A 17,504-nucleotide genomic window follows, 5' to 3' on the forward strand; every position below is an offset into this window, starting at 1 on the left:
ATCCCAATCTGTGGAACGGAAATAAATATACCCCGTTCTAGAGTCCGCAATCCTTGATAGCGGTGCGATTCGCTGCTAGGATTTGATAGCTGTCAAGGGGCCGTCTTATGTCGGATGCATTGCCATGAAAACGCGGTTGAAGAACGAAGCGAAAAGTCACGAGGTTCAGGTGCAGCCGACACTGCCGTCGAAGGCCCACGAGGCGCTTCTGATGCAGGTGTTCAGGGCCGCCAAACACTCTTTCGACTCGAAGTCTAGAACTCACATATTCTTCTGCTCGCTTGCACCCGGCGTCGTGCCGCGTGGAGTCGGAGAGTATCCGGATGGAGCTTACGCCGACTTTCAGCGGCATGCCGCCGAGGCCGTCAAGGTCCTTACTCCGGCCAAGGTGAAGTCGCTCTCCGGCACCTTCGATAATGTCGCTGCGGCATCCGAGCCGGTCGAAGTCGAGGAGAAGCGTGAGCCGACCCCGCAGATCGCGTTAAGCACGTCGAATTCGTTGCATACGCACGTGGCGAGCGCTGCTGAGCAGGCGTCGCTTAGCCTGAATAAGTTCTGCGTCGAATTGCTGGAGCGCGAGTTTCCTCTTCTCAACAAGCGATCGTTCGATATGTCGTCGGCGGACGTCCGGAAGATGATTATGGGCGTCAAGGCGGCAAGCGGGTCGGAGAAGCATTCCTGGGTCATCAGAGTGCCGCGTGAACTTAGGGCGCGCATCCTTGTGTTCGCAAACGAATACAAGCTGTCTGCTCCTCAAGTCTGCGTTTTCCTGCTCGGATCGTACTTCGATAAGCATCCTCAGCGAGCGCCGGAATTCGTAGCGGCGAAGTGATCGTCCTGAGCGGGCGGTTCGGAACCGTTTCGATCGCACCGCCTTCGTGATTTTGCTCTTTGGTTGGGGGGCGGAGTCCGCACGTGAAGCCGCGTTCGGCCTCCCTCATCTTGGCCGCGTCCTTCCTCCGAACGCGTCGAGCAGGCGCCATCAATGTCGACTGCCCGGTGCGGATCCTGCAAGGCGCCCAGGATTCGGATGTGCGGTCGCGGCAAGCCTTCGCATTGGCCCACCGGCTCTCGCGGCCGCAGGATATCGCGCGCATCCTGGCGCCGGTCGACGAGATGGGCTGAGGCGTCCCCTCGCGCGGAAAGGTCCCATTTCTTGCGCAGGCCAGCGTCGGCTTCGCCCGGGAGCGCCTTGGCCGCTAGCCGAGAGAAAACCTCGCGCTCGATCAGTTGCGCCAGCGCCACTCCGCAGCCCCCCTCACCAGTGGGCTGGCGTCGTCCAGAAGCCGCTCGGTCTCGCCGCAGGCCTACTATCGCCGGAATTGCCGATCGCGATCAGCACATTGCGGATGAACCGGTCGCGGCCGATCGGCTTGGGGGCCGTTCATTTGGGAGGCTGTCCAATCGGGCGGCTTGACCGATCTCGCCGTTGCGTGAAGCAATTCCGAGCGGCGTTGCCGATGTGACGTTAGCCCTTGAGGGGCGGACCACATCCCCAACTTGCCTCTGCGATCCGACCGGCAGGCTGGCCGTGATTGTTCGCCTTATTCCGCCGCAATCCGCCGCTCGGATGCGGGTGGAGCAATGGGAAATCGGCACTTGGATATAGCTAAGCATTTGAAATGAAAACAAATCTGCAGGCAAGGCGCGCGGACACTCTCTCCGCCAGTCGTCCATCCCAGCCATTCCGTTCATTTGCGAGAAGATGAAATCGCTGCGGGCCGTCAGCCCTCCGGCCTCTTCCGCACGAGCGTGCGCGGGGGCACGCCATATCGACGGCGGAAGAGGCGGCTAAAATGCGAGGGGTCGTTGAAGCCCCAGCGCAGGGCGATGTCGGTGATGCTCTCGGTTCGGCGCGCGGCTTGGAGGTCGCGGCGGCAGCGGTTGAGGCGGCGCTGGCGGATGCATTCTGAGGGCGTGGTGCCGTGCTCGGCGAACAACAATTGTAAGGAGCGGACGGATAGTCCGAAGTGGGCGGCGATCTCGGCGCTGTCGAGATCGGGGTCGTGCAGCTGTGCGTCGATGTAGCTCATGATGCGCGCGAGCCGCGCGGATGAGCGGCGCGGTGCAGCGTCGCGGCGCACGAGGCGCGCAGCCCTGGCGACGATCTCGAGCCCGGTATCGACGGCGGCATGGGCCTCGCGGTCGTCCATCTCGGCCAGCGTGCCGGCGAAGCCCTCGAAGTAACCGGACACGGCGGCGCCGAAGCCGTGCCGGCCGGGCAGATGCAGGGGGCCGCGTCCGATCAGGTCGGGGTGAAAATTCCGGATCACGGCTTCAGGGCAGGCGATCATCATCTTGCGCAGCGGACTGAGCGTGGCGAAGGCGAGCGTCTCGCGCGTGTTCCAGACGATCACGTCGCCCGCTTCGAACAGCACCGTGCCCGTTGAGTCCTCGCCGCGCTCCCGGCCTTCGATCACGGTCATCACGACCACCAGACCGGCATCGGAAGCGCGGCGCATCCCGGCGCAGCCCTGTGCGACCTGCGCTTCGATCACGAGAGCATCGCCTAGCTGCCTCAACTGCTGACGGAGCGAGATGGCCTCGTGAATGGTCCAGCCGAGCATTGGGTCGAGGGACGTCGTGGGCGCGGTCAGCGAGGCAAACCCTTGCACGTTCGGCATCTGCAACGCTTTCCCTCGGCCGCCCGGAGGCCCTCGCTTGCGGCGGCTGCGTCCGCCCGCGTTTCGCCGTCGTCCGGGTTCGCTTTCGCTGCCGTCCGGGACGTCGGTGCCGCGCTTGGACTAGAGCCTAGGCTGTGACCGCCGTGCAGACAAGGCGGAGAGACGAGAGCAAAGGGAGGTTGCAATGGTCGGTTCGGAGCTGCGGGCTGGGTTCGAGAAGGTGGCCTTCAAGGCCGACGATGGTACGGTGCTGCGCGGCTGGCACGTGCCGCCGCAGGGGGACGCGCCGACAGCGCCCATCGTCGTGCTTCATCACGGCTTCAGCGGGCTCAAGGAAAGCTATCTCGACAAATATGCCGCCGCGTTCAGCGCAGCCGGTCTCGGCGCGCTGGTCTATGATCCCCGCAATTTTGGCGAGAGCGAAGGGCGCGTCCGGCAGGAGATCGACCCGATGCAGCAACTGGCCGACTACCGCGATGCCATCACCTTCGCAATGACCCTGCCGCGCGTCGATCCCAGAAGGATCGGCGCTTGGGGCTCCAGCTATGGCGGCGGTGTCGCCATCCAGGCGGCGGCGATCGATCAGCGCATCCGCTGCGTGGCAGTGCAGGTCTCGTTCCTCAGCGGCGGCGCGATCTGGAGCCACATTCCGGCGGAGACGAAGGCGCAGCTGTCGCAGCTGTTCGTCGGCGAGCGATTGGCCCGTGCCGCGGGCGAGCCGCCGATGACCATGCAGGTTGTGGCGCAGGATCCGGCGACGACGCCGTGCATCCTGGGGACATCGGACGCCTACGACTGGTGCATGGAGGCGGCGAAGATCTCGCCGCTGTGGCGCAACGAGGTTACCGTGCGCAGCCTGGAGCTCACCTTCAGCTTCGAGCCGGTCGCCTTCTTACATCGCATCGCGCCGCGGCCCCTGATGTTGATCGCGGCCGAGGGCGACATGCTGATGCCGATCGAGGCGTCCCGGGAGGCGTTCGCGCGCGCCGGCGAGCCAAAACAGTTTGTTAGTTTGCCTTGCGGGCATTTCGCGCCCTATGTCGAGCACTTCGAACGATCATCCTCGGCTGCGCGTGACTGGTTCCGATCACACCTCCTTCAGACGCGCGAAGCTTGAGCTCCGCCGATAGGGTGGGGCGATCGCATATGAGGCGACAAGCTGTGGCGAGCGCTCGTTTCGCGGCCATCCTTCGCGATGGCCGCCTAAGGCGGCCTCTCGGGATGAGGGTCTTTTTCGCGGCCCTCATGGTGAGGAGCGCCGCTCTGCGGCGCGTTAGGCGATGCTCTTGCTTCGCCTTGAGACCCATGGGGGCTGACGATCGGCTGCTCCCGTGCGGCGCTGCTCATGCTGTTCCTGCTCGGGCCGGCGGCCGTGCGTGCAGTTGCCGGCACCTGGCACGAGCACCCCGCCGGTGGCGGGGCCGCAATTCCGAAACAGCGGGGCTGATTCGGCGCGAATGCTCTAGGATTAGGATTGCAACGCGCGCCGCGCGTCACCTCCGTGCAGTGCCCCCGTCCGAAATGCCTTCCGTCATCGCCGACCCCTCCCTCCTGCGCGTCCTGATCGTGCTCGCCATCACCCAGCTGATCGCCTGGGGCACGCTCAGCCTGCCGGCGGTGATCGGCCGGGCCATGGCGGCGGATCTGGAGATGGAGCTGACGGCGATCTTTGCCAGCACGACGGTGCTGTACATGTCGATGGGGCTGTGCTCGCCGCTGCTGGCGCGACCGTTCGTCAAGCATGGCGGGCGGCGGGTGATGATCGCGGGCACTCTGCTGGCGGCGCCGGGCTACGCGCTGCTGTCTGCGGCGCAGGGGCCGCTCTCTTATTATGCCGCCTGGCTGCTGCTCGGCGTGGCCGGCAGCGCCACCCTCTCGACCGCCTCCTACATCGTGCTCAACGAGATCGCGGGCCTGCGCGCGCGCAGCGCCATCGGCGCGCTGATGCTGGTCACGGGCCTGTCGAGCAGCATCTTCTGGCCGGTCACCTCGGCCCTCTCCGCGCATATCGGCTGGCGCAGCACCTGTCTCGTCTATGCCGGCCTGCTGCTGCTGGTCTCGCTGCCGCTGTTCGTGTTCCTGCTGCCGCGGCGCGTCCATGATCATCTGCCGCCGTCATCGGATGCGCCGGCGTCGGCTCCCGCATCGACGCCGTCGCGCGGCACGTTCTATCTGCTGGTCGGCGCCTCCGGCCTCAACGCCTTCGTCGCGTTCGGGATGGGGGCCGTGCTGATCGAGCTCCTGAAGGCCAAGGGCCTGTCGGCGGCCGAGGCGGTCGGTTTCGGCTCGATGCTGGGGGTGATCCAGATCAGCGCCCGCGCCATCGATTTTCTCGGCGGCGGCCGCTGGGACGGCATCACCACCGCGATCGTCGCCGGACTGGCGCTGCCGGTGGCGATGCTGCTGCTGATGCTGAGCGACGGCTCGCACGCCGCGATCGGCGGCTTCATCCTGATCTACGGCCTTGGCAGTGGCGCGCTCGCCGTGGCGCGAGCCACGATGCCGCTGGTGTTCTACGACAAGGCGGCGTTCGCCAAGGCGTCCGCCCAGATCGGACTGCCGCTCAACCTGCTGTCGGCTGTGTCGGCGCCCATCCTCGTCGAGCTCTTGACCCGCTACGGCAGCAAAGCGCCGCTGGCGCTGAGCCTGGCCTGCTCGTGCGCGGCGGTGGTCATCCTGTTGCTGCTGCGGCAGCGCCGGCCGGCGCGCGCGGCGGTCTCTCCCTGAGGCGTTCGACCGAGTCGCCCGTCGGGCCGGACATGGGCTCGCCGGGAGCGCCGCGACATGCCGCATTCCCCCTGCGCCGAAACACGAAGTTCATTCGCCGTCTCAACGACATCGGCGCAATCGCGCCCGCTTGCGCAAATTTTGTTCTTTCGTTTTATCGGAATTCGTGCTTCTCTCTGATTGTCCCGCCTCATCGACGAGGGGCGCTGCGCATCGTCAGGAGCGTTGGGGTGGGATGTGATGGACGGGCAGGCGCCGACTGACGAGCGGCGCCGGCACGGACGGTCAAGTCGCATGGTCCTGGCATCCCGACGCTGATGCCTGCGCGGCGTGCCATTGGCGCGTTGCCGCAAACGGGGGCAAGAACGCCGGTCCCCGAGGAGAGTGCGAAGCAGCCGTAACACCATTGCGCAGGGAAGGCCGGGCAAACCCGGCTGAACCTGTGGTTCCTGCCCCGTGCATTCCTTTCCGCACGGGGGCCGCAGGAATCAGCCGATGCCTGGTCTTCCCTGCGCCCTCGATGAGGTGAGGGCTGAGCTGCACAAAGCTCGGGCGCCTGACGCGTCGCGACGACGAAACTCCGTGGGAACTCGACACCTAACCCACTGGAACTTCGCAGGGAACCGGCCGTCCCCTTGGATGATACCTCGGATTATCGCATGTTAGTTCGAACGATCGCCACCCCAGGTCGGGTTGGTTGTTCTCTGGCTTGAGTTCGCGTGAGTGGACATGATCCGTCCAAAAACTAATTAGTTCGACAGTGTTCGGGCGGCACGGATAGCAAACCATTAATGTACGGTTGGTATCGTGCATACAGTCCACGCAACGAGAACCAGAAAATGCGACACCTGACTGTCTATCAGCGTCTCGCGGCGATCATCGCCGTGATGTCGATCGCACTGTTCGCCGTCTCCGCCATGCAGATCCTGATGCTGCGCGGAACCGTTCTCGAGGAGCGGCAGACCATGGTCCGCAACCTCGTCGAGTCCGCCGTCAAGGTGCTGAGCTATTATGACGCCGCGGCGACCGCCGGCAAGATGGCGCCGGAGCAGGCGCGGCAGCAGGCCTACGCCGCGATCGGCGCAATGCGCTGGGGCCAGTACAACGACTATCTCGGCGTCTACGGAACCGGATCGTCGGATGCCGGCGTGACCTATGTCCACGCCAACCCGAAATACATCAACGTCAATCGCTGGGACTTCAAGGATTCCACCGGCAAGCTCCTGATCCAGGACATCGTGCGCATGGCGCGCGCCGGCGGCGGCTTCGTCGAGTACAAGGTGCCGCGCGCGGGGGGGACGACCGAGCTGCCGAAGATGTCCTACGTCGGCGCCTATGGCAGCGGCGACAAGATGCTGGCGATCCAGGCCGGCGTGTATGTCGACGACATCGATGCGGTCGTCTATCAGCGCGCGCTGTGGGCCGGCTTCGGCGCGCTCGCAGGTCTGCTGGTGGCCGCGGTCGTCGCCTTCTGGCTCGGACGCAGCGTCGTCGTTCCGCTCGACCGTACCTGCGTCGTGATGGACGAGCTGACCAAGGGCAATCTGGGCCTCGAGGTGCCGTTCACGGATCGCCGGAACGAGATCGGCCGCATGGCGCGCAGCCTGCAGATCTTCAAGGACCATCTCGCCGAGAGCGAGCGTCTCCGGGCCGAGCAGGAGCAGTCCAAGCAGCAGGCCGCCGAGGAGCGCCGCACGGTGCTGGTGCGGATCGCCGACGAGTTCGAGCGCTCGATCGGCGGCGTGATCCAGACCACCGCGACCGCCGCCGGCGAGCTGCAGACCTCGGCGCAATCGATGTCGAGCATCGTCTCCGGCACGACCGACCAGAGCGCGAAGGTGGCCGCGGCCGCCGAGCAGACCGCCAAGAACGTGCAGACGGTGTCGGCCTCCGCCGAGCAGCTGTCGTCATCGATCCAGGAGATCGCCAAGCAGGTCACGCAGTCGTCCTCGATCGCTCAGAACGCGGTCGGGCAGGCGACGCGGACGGAGGCGATGGTCGACCGGCTGGTCCACGCGTCGCAGAAGATCGGCGAGGTCATGGCGCTGATCCAGACCATCGCCGGCCAGACCAACCTGCTGGCGCTGAACGCCACCATTGAATCGGCGCGTGCCGGCGAGGCCGGCAAGGGCTTCGCGGTGGTCGCCAACGAGGTCAAGGCGCTGTCGGCGCAGACCGCCAAGGCGACCGAGGAGATCACCAGCCAGATCGAAGCCATCCGCGACGCCACCGGCTCGACGGTCAACGCCATCCGCGAGATCGGCGCGACCATCGGCCAGATGAACGAGATCACCGACGCGATCGCAGCCGCGGTCGAGGAGCAGGGTGCTGCGACCAAGGAAATTGCCCGCAGCGTCCAGCAGGCGGCGCAGGGCACCCAGGGCGTCATGCAGCACATCGTCGGCGTGCGCGAGGCGTCCGGCCAGGTCGGCGCCGCGGCGGCGCAGGTGCTGAGCGCGGCCTCCCAGCTCGGCAGCCAGTCGGATCAGCTCAAGACCCAGACCGGGCGATTCCTCGGCAACGTCCGCGCGGCGTGACGTCGGCGGCGGATGGTGACAGCTCACCCTCCGCCGATCGCCACGAGACGGTCGAGCAGTGCGGCCTGGGCTGGATTGATCCGGACCCTCGCCTCGGCGAGGTCGAACCAGGCGGCGCGGTCCACCTCGGGAAAACGCCTGACGTGGCCGCTACGCGGCGGCCATTCGAGCTCGAACGCGTTGCTGGTGATGCTGTCGGCATCGAGATCGATTTCGGCGGCGAATGCCTCGACCACCTTGCCGCCGCGCTGCTTGATCTCGCCGAGCGGAACGAGCGGCGCCGTCAGGGTCGTGCCGAGCTCCTCGGCGAATTCGCGCCGCGCCACCGCCTCGGCCGCCTCGCCGGCGCCGAACTCGCCCTTCGGGATCGACCAGGCGCCGAGATCCTTGTTGCGCCAGAACGGGCCGCCGGGATGCACCAGCAGCACCTCGAGTCCATCGGCGGTGCGGCGAAAGGCGAGCACGCCCGCGCTGCGCGCCGGCATGCCGCTACGCCTCGCCGGTGCGCTGGATGAGGTCGCGCTCCCAGCCGAACACCGAACGGCCGTCGAGCTCTGGCGAGGCGGCGCGCTCCGTCGCGATGTAGGCATCGAGCGAGGGGCCGGTCGCGCTGCGCTCCAGCCGGCGGGCCTGGTCGTCGAGCCGCTTCAGCGCCGACAGCGCCTCGTCGCGGCCGAGCTTGGCGTTGCCGACGGCCGATTTGAGCACGCGGATGGTCTCGTCATAGACCTTGATCGGCACCGGATAGGGATGCCGGTCCTTGCCGCCATGCGCCAGCGAGAACCGCGCCGGGTCGCCGAAGCGATACGGCGCGCCGTGCACGACCTCGGCGACCATGGCGAGCGAGCGCACGGTGCGGGCGCCGACGCCCGGCGTCAGCAGCAGGTCGGGGAAGTCGACCGGGCCGCGCTCGGCCGCGGCCGCCAGCGTGCCGTGGAGGCGGCGGGCGAATACGTCCTTCGGCCTGACGTCGTGATGCGCCGGCATGACGAGATGCGGCAGCAGGCCCTGCGCCGGCTCCGGCGTGCTCAGCCGTTCGAACTCGGAGACGACGCGGTCGGGGCCGAGCTCGGTGAGCAGCTCGAGCTGGGCGTCGCGCGACGGCGCGGCGCGCTTGTCGGTGAGGTTGACGATCTCGCCCTGGACGGGACCGTCGATGGCGCTGTGCGGCGCGTCGACGAAGCTCGCGAGCTGTTGCGAATGCCAATGGTAGCGCCGGGCCTGGCGGGCGTCGCCATTCATGCCCTGCTGCACCACGGTCCATTTGCCGTCGGCGGTGACGAAGAAGCCGTGCAGATAGAGGTCGAAGCCGTCCTGCACCGCGGCGCTGTCGACCTTGGCGACGAGCTTGCTGGTCCGCACCAGCTCCTCGCCGTCGAGGCCGAGCCGGTCGCCGAGCAGGCGCAGCTCGTCGGGCGTCTTGCGCGAATGCTCGCCGCGGCCGCCGCAGACGTAGATGCCGAGCTCGCCGGACAGCGGCTGCAGCCCGCGCTTCAGCGCGCCGATCACGCTCGTGGTGATCCCGGAGGAATGCCAGTCCATGCCCATGACGGCGCCGAACGACTGGAACCAGAACGGATGCGACATCCGCGCCAGGAATTCGTCGCGGCCGTAATGATGCACGATCGCCTGGGTGATGATGGCGCCGAGCGATGCCATGCGCGTGCCGAGCCAGGCCGGGACGCGTCCGGAATGGAGCGGAAGATCGGCGCTGCCGGTGCGTCGGGCCATCGGAACCTTGCAAGCGAAGTGTGCCGTGCCAATCTAACAGATAGCGCGCCATTGCGCGATCGCCCCGATGAAAGGCGGGCCTTGGCGCTATCCGGTTTGCCCGAGATGACCGATCCAGTTGCTGAACAGCGTCTGGGCGGCGCTTTCTGCGGCGAGATCGGGCCGCAGCGTCAATCCCGGGAGCTCGGCCGCCAGCGTCGGGTCGCGCCTTTCCTTGGCCCGCCACTCGAACGCGTTGAGCACCGCCTCGCTCTCGGCGCTGAAATAGGATTTCGGCAGCCGCGGGTAGTCGTCGCGCTGCCCGGCGAGAAAGCGCGCGATGTCACGCATGTATTCGCGCTGCAGGGAGAGCGCGTCATACTCGGGATGGCCCTGGAAGAACACGAACCGGCTCGGCATCGAGCGCGCGAAAATGTCGACGCCGACTTCGTCCGAGCGGGTCAGGATGTCGTAGCCGCGCTCCGCCAGCAGCGGCTCGTTGACGGCGTTGAGGCGGGAGTGCGGCACCTGAAGCGGCAAATGGATGCCGTGCGTGAGCCAGTCGTCCTGGACCTTCACGCAGTCGAAGATGCCGGAGCATTTGCTCGCCAGCCGCTGCCGCTCGATGTCGTCGAGATGCAGCACGGCCGCGTGGGCCGCGAGACACGACCAGATGGTCGAGCGCGTGTTGGTTCTGGCCCAGTCGATCACGGAGGCGAGGTCCGACCAATAGGGCTCGTCGCGCAAGGCCGCGGCGACAGGCTCGGCGCCGGTCACGATCAGGCCGTCGATGCCGAGCCGATCGAGCGACCCGATGTCGGCGTAGGACTGGGCGACGTGGCTCCTGGCCGCCTGCGAGCGAGAGATGGAGGGCAGCGAGAAGCAGTGCAGGCGGATGCGGACGTGCCGCGGCGCGCACTGCCGCAGCAGGCGGCCGATCTGGAGATCAGTCGCCTTCAGGGCGCTGTCCGGCATGTTGTTGACGAGGCCGATCGAAAGCTCGATCGGGCGTCGGCCGCGGTCGTCGAATTCGGCGGGCGCGAGGGCAGGGCTCGCGATCCTGCGATGTCGGTCGAACAGCAGGGTCATCGGCTGATCGCTCTACTCCGCCGCATCCAGCTGACGCGTGCGAGGGCAGGCCTGGGCGAGCGCCTGGTCGAGATCCTCGATGATGTCGCTGACATGCTCGATGCCGATCGACAGCCGGATCGTCTCCGGGAGGACGCCCGCCTTGCGCTGGTCGTCCGGCGGCATTTGCCGATGCGTGGTCGATGCGGGATGGCAGGCCAGCGACTTCGCATCGCCGATATTGACCAGCCGTGTGACCAGCTTCAGGGCGTCGTAGAACGCCTTGCCCGCCTCCATGCCGCCCTTGATCCCGAATGTGAACAGCGACGACGCCCGGCCGTCGAGATATTTCTGGACCAGGGGATAATAGCGGCTGTCGGCGAAACCGGCGTAGTTGACCCACGCCACGCGCGGATCGTTGCGGAGGAATTCGGCGACCTTGCGTGCATTCTCGACGTGACGCTCCATGCGCAGCGCGACCGTCTCGATGCCCTGCAGCAGCAGGAAGGCATTGAACGGCGACAGCACCGCGCCCATGGTCCGCTGATAGACGCTGCGCGCGCGCTGGATATAGGCGCTGCGGCCGAAATGATCGGTGTAGACCATCCCGTGATAGGACGCGTCGGGCTGGGTGAAGGCGGGAAAGCGGTCGGCGTGATCCTTCCAGGGGAAGTTGCCGCTGTCGACCAGCATGCCGCCCAGCGTCGTGCCGTGACCGCCGAGAAACTTGGTCAGCGAATGCACCGCGATGTCGGCGCCGTAATCGAACGGCCGCAGCAGGATCGGTGTTGCGACGGTGTTGTCGACGATCAGCGGCACGCCGTTGCGATGCGCGACCTTCGCCAGCGCCTCGATGTCGCAGACATTGCCGGCGGGATTGCCGATCGTCTCGGCGAACACGGCCTTGGTGTTTTCGTCGATGAGACGCTCGATGGCGTCGGACGCATCGCTTTCGGCAAAGCGTCCGGTGATGCCCTGGCGCGGCAGGATGTGACCGAGCAGCGTGTGCGTGGTGCCGTAGAGCTGTGGCACCGAGACGATGTTGCCGCCGCCATCGGCAAGATTGACGAATGCGAAGTGAAGCGCCGCCTGCCCGGTGCCGACGGCGAGCGCGCCAACGCCGCCCTCGAGCTCGGTGACGCGCTTCTCGAGCACCGCCGTGGTCGGGTTCGAGATCCGGCTGTAGCGATAGCCCTCGGCTTCGAGATTGAACAGCGCGGCGCCGTGATCGGCGCTGTCGAAGGCGTAGGCGGCGGTCTGATAGATCGGAACCGCGACGGCCTTGGTGGTCGCCTCCGGCTCATAGCCGGCGTGGATTGCAATCGTCTCGTTGCGCATCGGCGATCTCCCCGCTCGCTTCGATCAATGCGGCGAGCTGCTCGTATTCCGCGAGTGGTGTCGTTGTAGGAGCGCAGGCGTAAAGCGGGCAATAATTCGCGACAAGAACGACGAAATAACCCTAACGATATGTGGCCGAAGAGCTTCGAATTAGCGCGCAACAGGGACACGCAGGAGCGACCGGATCTGCTGCCCGACCAGATCCAGTGCGACCTTCGCCTGCGGCAGGATCGCACCGAGGGCGTGGAAATTGTGAACCATGCCGTCGTGACAGACATGCGCGACCGTGACGCCGGCCTCCGCGAGTCGTGCGGCATAGGCATTGCCCTCGTCGCGCATCGGATCGAACTCCGCGGTGTGGATCACGGCGGGGGGAAGCCCAGCCAGCGTCTCGTGGCACAAGGGCGATATCAGTGGATTGGCGACATCGACCTCGCCGGCCAGATAGTCGGCGAGGTCGGCCTGCCAAGTCGCCCTGTCGATCAGATAGCCGGTCCCGAACAACTCGCGCGACGGCCAGGGGTTGGAAAAATCAAGCACCGGGCAGATCAGGCATTGCAGCGCGATCCTGAGACCGGTGCTGCCGGCAGCCTGCTGACAAACCGCGGCGGCGAGCGTGGCGCCCGCGGAATCGCCGCCGATCACAATGCGATTGCCGTCGATGCCGAGCGCGGCCGCGTGATCGATGGCGAAGTGAACCGCAGCGATCGCATCCTCGATTGCTGCGGGGAACGTGTGCTCGGGAGCGAGACGGTAGTCGATCGAGAGCAGCCGGCAGCCGGCGGCGGCGGCAAGCGCGGCGGCGACCTTGTCGTGCGTGTCGATGCTGCCTGCCACGAGACCGCCGCCGTGAAAGTATACGAAGCCGGGCGGCATCCCGGTATCGTCCAGGCCTGCTGCAGGCGTATACAGGCGATAACGAAGCAGCCCGGAGGGACCGGAGAAATCGCCGTCCCGCGTGATGGCGGCGCCGCAGTCGTTGCGCGCGAACTGCATCAGTTTCGCCAGCGACTGCCGGCGTTGCCGGGGACTCGGAGGCTCCCGGCTTTCCGTCACAACGGCCGCCACCATCGAAAGCAGGCGCTGGGCGCGAGGGTCGAGCGGCATGACAGCTCCAGTTAACCAAGGCATCGGGCATTGTGCCCATCAGCAGTGAATCGATCATGAGCGGCAGGTCGCGACCGGGAAATCCTTAAAATATTCACGCCAGAAGTGCAGATACGATCGATGCCGAACGGGAGCGCCGCCATGACCCACATCGTCAAGCCTGTCAGTTACTCGCAGACCTGGACCTTCTTCGACGGCGAATGGCGCGAGGGCAATGCGCCGATCATGGGCGTCCGGACCCACGCGACGTGGCTCGCATCGACCGTGTTCGACGGGGCACGCGCATTCGAAGGCGTGATGCCCGATCTCGATCGGCACTGCGCGCGGGTGAATCAGTCCGCGATCAATTTCCGGCTCAAACCCGTGGTGGACGTCGAGACCTGGATGGGGCTGGCGCGGGAGGGCGTCGCGCGCTTCGCAGCAAGAGCCGAGCTCTACATCCGTCCGATGTACTGGGCGCAGCACGGCGCCGGCGGTGGTGTCCTGTTCGATCCCGAGACCACCAATTGGTGCCTGTGCATCTATGAGGCGCCGATGCCGCAGCCGACGGGCAACGCCATCACGCTGTCGCCGTTCCGGCGGCCGACGGCCGAATGCGCGCCGGTCGATGCCAAGGCGGCCTGCCTCTATCCGAACAATTCGCGCGCGCTGATCGAGGCGGCCTCGCGCGGATTCAACAATTGCCTGATGCTGGATCTGCTTGGCAACGTCGCCGAGTTCGGCAATGCCAACGTGTTCATGGTCAAGGATGGCGTTGTCTTCACGCCGGTGCCGAACGGAACCTTCCTCAACGGGATCACGCGACAGCGCGTGATCGAATTGCTGCGAGGCGACGGCGTCAGTGTGGTCGAGACGACGCTCCGGTATGACGATTTTCTGAACGCCGACGAGATCTTCTCATCGGGCAACTTCGCCAAGGTCGCGCCGGTGATCCGCATCGACGAGCGGGCGCTGCCGATCGGTCCGGTGTTCAACCGTGCGCGCAGGCTGTACTGGGATTATGCGCACCAGGTCAGGGCGGCGGCATAGGTCAGGGTCCGTAGATCGGAAGCTCGGTGTCGCTGAGATCGCCGAGCCGCGCCGGCTGCGGCCCCTTGATGTACTTGCGGCCGCGGCGTTCGGTGTAGACGCCGTACAGCCCGGCGACCGGTCCGTTGGCGTCGACGATGACGGACACGCGGCCCCGCAGCAGCAGGAAACGGCCGACGGCGCCGGCGCAGGCGACATAGTCTAAGATGTCGCGGCAATAGATCAGCTGCATGGCGGGCAGTGCGAACCGTCCTTGCCGGATGCGCGCCTGCTGCAGCACCAGGGGAATGCTGCTCTGCTTCGACCTGACCACGATGCTGAGACAGCCATGGCCGGCGTGGCGGATCAGCAGATCCGCTTCGTCGGATGGAATGCCGTCTACAGCGTGCGCATCTGCCGCGACCTGTTGGACTCGAGCGCCCTGGCCCGCAGCCGAGAGTACCGGAATGGAAAACAACAGGCCGCGACAATAGGCACGAAAACCCTGAGCCTCGATGATCGGCCAGGTCCGGCGCGCGGCGCTGATGTTGACGTAGGTGACATCGGGCCGCCGCTGGGCGATCGCGGTGAGCATCGTCGCGTAGTTGCGGAACGCCGGCTCGACATACCAGCTCGATAGATTGCACCAGATCCGGGGCTGCGCTGGTGTGCCTCGATTGCTGTAGATCAGCAGCAGGACCCCGACCGCATTGCCGCCCTGCTCGAGCAGGTAGCCGTAGCGTGGATAGCCCTCGGGCGTCGGGCGCGCGGCCTGCCGCTGCAGGCCGCTCGACCAATAGCGGCGGGGGCGCCGGGGAAAGCCGCGCGCCAAGAGATCGGCGACCGCGTCCAGATCGGAGGCTCCGATCTCGCGGCACCGGATCGGTGGCTGGAGCGCGCTCATGAGATGGTCTGCCGATCCCTCGCCGGCGGCTTGGTGGCGTCAGCCGACGGTGCTTGCCTGGCGCTCGAACTGCAGCGCTTCGCGCACGCGCGACGGCCAGCGCGTCGGATCGATGCCGTGGGTGTGGAACAGCGCGACTGCCAGGCGGTCCATGCCGAAGGCCACGCAACCGGTGTGCGCCGGCGCACCGTCGGCATCGTCGATGCCCCAGGTGGTGCCGAAATGCTCGCGATGATAGTTGAAGCTCATGCAGGCGGTGGGCTGCTCCTCCGAGCGCAACGGCACCAGCAGCTCGAATTTCAGCGCCTGCTGCTTCTGGCTGACCGCCTTCATCTGGCCGACGCGACCGAAGAACGGGTCGCTGGCGTGATCGACGCGGAACGACAGGTCGAGATCGCGCGCAATCGCCTGTGCCTTTACCATCCAGCGGTCGCGGAATGCCGAGACGTCGTCGGGCGTGCCGATACAGACATATTCGCGCATCCGGAACGACTGCAGGCGGTCGAGATGACGCGACGGCTCGCGGCGGAAGCAATCGGCCGCGACGTCGAAGCGCAGGCCGCCGACCGGCAGCGCGCCGCGGCTCGCCGCGATCGGATAGACCGGATAGCAGGCCGCGGGCGACAGCACGAGGTCGGCTGGTGACAATGAGGTGGTCCAGTCGCCGCCCTTGTCGAACCGTGCCACGGCTTCATGGATGTCCCGCTCGGTGCCGTGCAGGCCGCAGACGCAGCCGAGCAGGTTGGGGAAACTCTTGAGATAGCCCGACTTTTCGAGCTGGGCGCGGCTCATGACCGGCGGAAAGCGCATGACCTCCGTGCCGGGCTCGCGATGCCGCGTGATGAGCGTCGCGAGCCGCTCCACCACGCCTTCATACAGCGCGGTCCGCGCATAGACGCCATCCGCGCCCATGCGATGGAACAGCGCGCCGGTCAGATGATCGAGCGCGTCGGCCGGCTGGGGTGCAATCTCGGGCGACCGCGGGAGAACGGGAATCGTCATTGTGCAAATCCTGGGTGGAGGCAATGGCTGCAATCGGCGCGATCATTCATGGAGCGAAGTCGGTACCGTGCTCATCAAGTTGGCCGTGGCAATGTTTGCGAGAATACGGTCGTTGTTGATCATGATCGGCGCCGACAGAACGTCGCGCAGGTGGCGGCCGATCGAGAACTCGCCGTCGTTGCGATAGCCCGAGAGACCGCAGGCGCGCATGGCATGCATCACGGTCTCGACGGCAAGTTCAGAGGCCTGCACCTTCAACAGCGTGATGGAGGATTGGAAGTCGAGCGAACCCAGCGCCCGCTCGTCATACTCATGGGCGACGAAGGCATCCATGTTGGTGACGATCATCGCGCGCAGCCGGGCCAGCGCCATCTTCGCCGCGGTGTAATGCGCAGCTGCCGGCGGCATCTGTCCGCCGGCGCCGCGTGCGGCCTTGCGCAGGAAGCGCTGAGCGCGCTCCACGGCAGCCGCAGCGATGCCGGCCCAGGCCGACGACCAGCACAGATGTGCGAACGGCGTCATCGTCTGGCCGTGGATGCGCTCATAGGGCTCGGTGAACATGCGGTCGGAGGGACAACTCACCTCGAGCGCGAATCCTGTTGAGCAGGTGCCGCGCATGCCCAGCGTTTCCCAGCCAAGGGTGCGCGAGATCGTGTAGTCGTCCCTGGTCAGCGCCAGCAGCACCTGATCGGAGGCGGCGGCGCCGTCGGCGCGCCGTGCAATCGTGACGAGGCCATCGGCTTCCGCGCCATAGGAGATGACCGTGGCGTCGCGCTTCAGCGAGATGCGGCCATTCTCGTGGCCGACGGCCGCAGCGCTTGCGCGGATGTTGCCGCCGTTCTGTCCCTCGGTGGTGGACGAGGCCATCAGCAGCTGCTCGGATGCGATACGGCGCATCAGGGATTCCATGTAGGCGCTGCCGCGGCCGTGACGCACGAGGCAGGCGACCTTGGTCTGGTGCATGGCGAAGATCATGGCGCTGGAGGCGCAGGCGCGGCCGAGCGCATAGCAGGCATCGGCAATGTCGTGAATCGAGGCACCGAAGCCACCGAACTCGACCGGAATCTGCATCCCGAGCAGCTTGTGCTCGCGTGACGCATCGATTGCGGCCTTGGGGAAGCGGCCGTCACGGTCGACCTCGTCGGCTTCCGCGGCGGCCCGCGCGGCAACAGCGGCGGTCCGCTGCAGGAACAGGTCGCTGCGATCGAGCAGGAGGCTCTCGCCGTCGTCGGGGATCGGGTTTCGAAGCGCGGTTCCCTGGAGAGTCATGACCGATCGATACTCCGGATTTTGTCTCGTTGAGAGATCGGCACGTGCGTCCTCGCAAGATCAGGACAGATGCACTGCGCCTTCTTTGGGCTGCACGCAGGGTATGGATTTGATTCAAATACGTCGACGAAATTCAGGGTAAACGCCGCGCCATCGACGGGTGGGGGTTAATTCCTGGTTGTTTTGGTCCGAGAATTCTGGACCAAGCCG

General features: G+C 66.3%; 14 protein-coding genes and 1 pseudogene. 6 read left to right on the top strand and 9 right to left on the bottom strand.

Features of this window, described 5'->3' with window-relative positions:
• Nucleotides 1-124 precede the first annotated feature (124 nt).
• Nucleotides 125-832 carry a hypothetical protein gene (locus QX048_RS18455; protein ID WP_316200607.1) on the top strand — a complete coding sequence of 236 codons (708 nt, stop codon included), beginning with the start codon at nucleotides 125-127 and terminating at the stop codon, nucleotides 830-832.
• 146 nt (nucleotides 833-978) lie between these two features.
• Nucleotides 979-1,125, top strand: a pseudogene (locus tag QX048_RS18460) (alpha/beta hydrolase); the annotation flags it as partial.
• 599 nt (nucleotides 1,126-1,724) lie between these two features.
• Here the strand turns inward: QX048_RS18460 and QX048_RS18470 are convergent.
• Nucleotides 1,725-2,624, bottom strand: a complete 900-nt coding sequence (locus tag QX048_RS18470) for a helix-turn-helix domain-containing protein (protein WP_315717024.1) — start codon at nucleotides 2,622-2,624, stop codon at nucleotides 1,725-1,727.
• A 184-nt stretch (nucleotides 2,625-2,808) separates the two neighbouring features.
• On the opposite strand from QX048_RS18470, the gene QX048_RS18475 reads away from it, so the two are divergent.
• The 3 genes from QX048_RS18475 (at nucleotide 2,809) to QX048_RS18485 (ending at nucleotide 7,888) form a co-directional block, all read left to right on the top strand.
• On the top strand, nucleotides 2,809-3,741 hold the full coding sequence (locus tag QX048_RS18475) for an alpha/beta hydrolase (RefSeq protein ID WP_316191840.1): 933 nt from the start codon (nucleotides 2,809-2,811) through the stop codon (nucleotides 3,739-3,741).
• A 404-nt stretch (nucleotides 3,742-4,145) separates the two neighbouring features.
• Nucleotides 4,146-5,351 carry an MFS transporter gene (locus tag QX048_RS18480; RefSeq protein WP_315717027.1) on the top strand — a complete coding sequence of 402 codons (1,206 nt, stop codon included), beginning with the start codon at nucleotides 4,146-4,148 and terminating at the stop codon, nucleotides 5,349-5,351.
• A gap of 839 nt (nucleotides 5,352-6,190) precedes the next feature.
• Nucleotides 6,191-7,888 (top strand): methyl-accepting chemotaxis protein, encoded by a 1,698-nt coding sequence (locus tag QX048_RS18485; protein ID WP_316191839.1) that lies wholly within the window; start codon nucleotides 6,191-6,193, stop codon nucleotides 7,886-7,888.
• Between the two features lie 23 nt (nucleotides 7,889-7,911).
• On the opposite strand, the gene QX048_RS18490 is transcribed toward QX048_RS18485, so the two are convergent.
• The 5 genes from QX048_RS18490 to QX048_RS18510 form a co-directional block, all read right to left on the bottom strand.
• Nucleotides 7,912-8,373, bottom strand: coding sequence for an NUDIX domain-containing protein (locus QX048_RS18490; RefSeq protein ID WP_315717029.1), 462 nt, complete (start codon nucleotides 8,371-8,373; stop codon nucleotides 7,912-7,914).
• Nucleotides 8,374-8,377: 4 nt separating this feature from the next.
• Nucleotides 8,378-9,619, bottom strand: coding sequence for a DUF763 domain-containing protein (locus QX048_RS18495; RefSeq protein WP_316191838.1), 1,242 nt, complete (start codon nucleotides 9,617-9,619; stop codon nucleotides 8,378-8,380).
• A gap of 87 nt (nucleotides 9,620-9,706) precedes the next feature.
• Complete coding sequence (locus tag QX048_RS18500; protein ID WP_316191837.1) at nucleotides 9,707-10,687, bottom strand: homoserine O-succinyltransferase; 981 nt, start codon at nucleotides 10,685-10,687, stop codon at nucleotides 9,707-9,709.
• 12 nt (nucleotides 10,688-10,699) lie between these two features.
• A complete protein-coding gene (locus tag QX048_RS18505; RefSeq protein WP_315717032.1) occupies nucleotides 10,700-12,004 on the bottom strand; it encodes an O-acetylhomoserine aminocarboxypropyltransferase/cysteine synthase family protein in 1,305 nt (434 codons plus the stop codon).
• Nucleotides 12,005-12,154: 150 nt separating this feature from the next.
• On the bottom strand, nucleotides 12,155-13,111 hold the full coding sequence (locus QX048_RS18510) for an alpha/beta hydrolase (protein ID WP_315827903.1): 957 nt from the start codon (nucleotides 13,109-13,111) through the stop codon (nucleotides 12,155-12,157).
• A gap of 141 nt (nucleotides 13,112-13,252) precedes the next feature.
• On the opposite strand from QX048_RS18510, the gene QX048_RS18515 reads away from it, so the two are divergent.
• Entirely contained in the window at nucleotides 13,253-14,140 is an 888-nt protein-coding gene (locus QX048_RS18515; RefSeq protein WP_316191836.1) for a branched-chain amino acid aminotransferase, read from the top strand.
• Nucleotide 14,141: 1 nt separating this feature from the next.
• On the opposite strand, the gene QX048_RS18520 is transcribed toward QX048_RS18515, so the two are convergent.
• Genes QX048_RS18520 through QX048_RS18530 form a run of 3 tightly spaced genes read right to left on the bottom strand, consistent with a single transcriptional unit; the run spans nucleotide 14,142 to nucleotide 17,294 of the window.
• Entirely contained in the window at nucleotides 14,142-15,023 is an 882-nt protein-coding gene (locus QX048_RS18520; protein ID WP_316191835.1) for an acyl-CoA acyltransferase, read from the bottom strand.
• 39 nt (nucleotides 15,024-15,062) lie between these two features.
• Nucleotides 15,063-16,025, bottom strand: a complete 963-nt coding sequence (locus tag QX048_RS18525; protein ID WP_316200608.1) for an amino acid--[acyl-carrier-protein] ligase — start codon at nucleotides 16,023-16,025, stop codon at nucleotides 15,063-15,065.
• Between the two features lie 42 nt (nucleotides 16,026-16,067).
• Nucleotides 16,068-17,294, bottom strand: a complete 1,227-nt coding sequence (locus QX048_RS18530) for an acyl-CoA dehydrogenase family protein (protein WP_316185581.1) — start codon at nucleotides 17,292-17,294, stop codon at nucleotides 16,068-16,070.
• Nucleotides 17,295-17,504 lie beyond the last annotated feature (210 nt).

The organism is Bradyrhizobium sp. SZCCHNS30572, from assembly GCF_032484415.1.
Classification (GTDB): Bacteria; Pseudomonadota; Alphaproteobacteria; order Rhizobiales; family Xanthobacteraceae; genus Bradyrhizobium.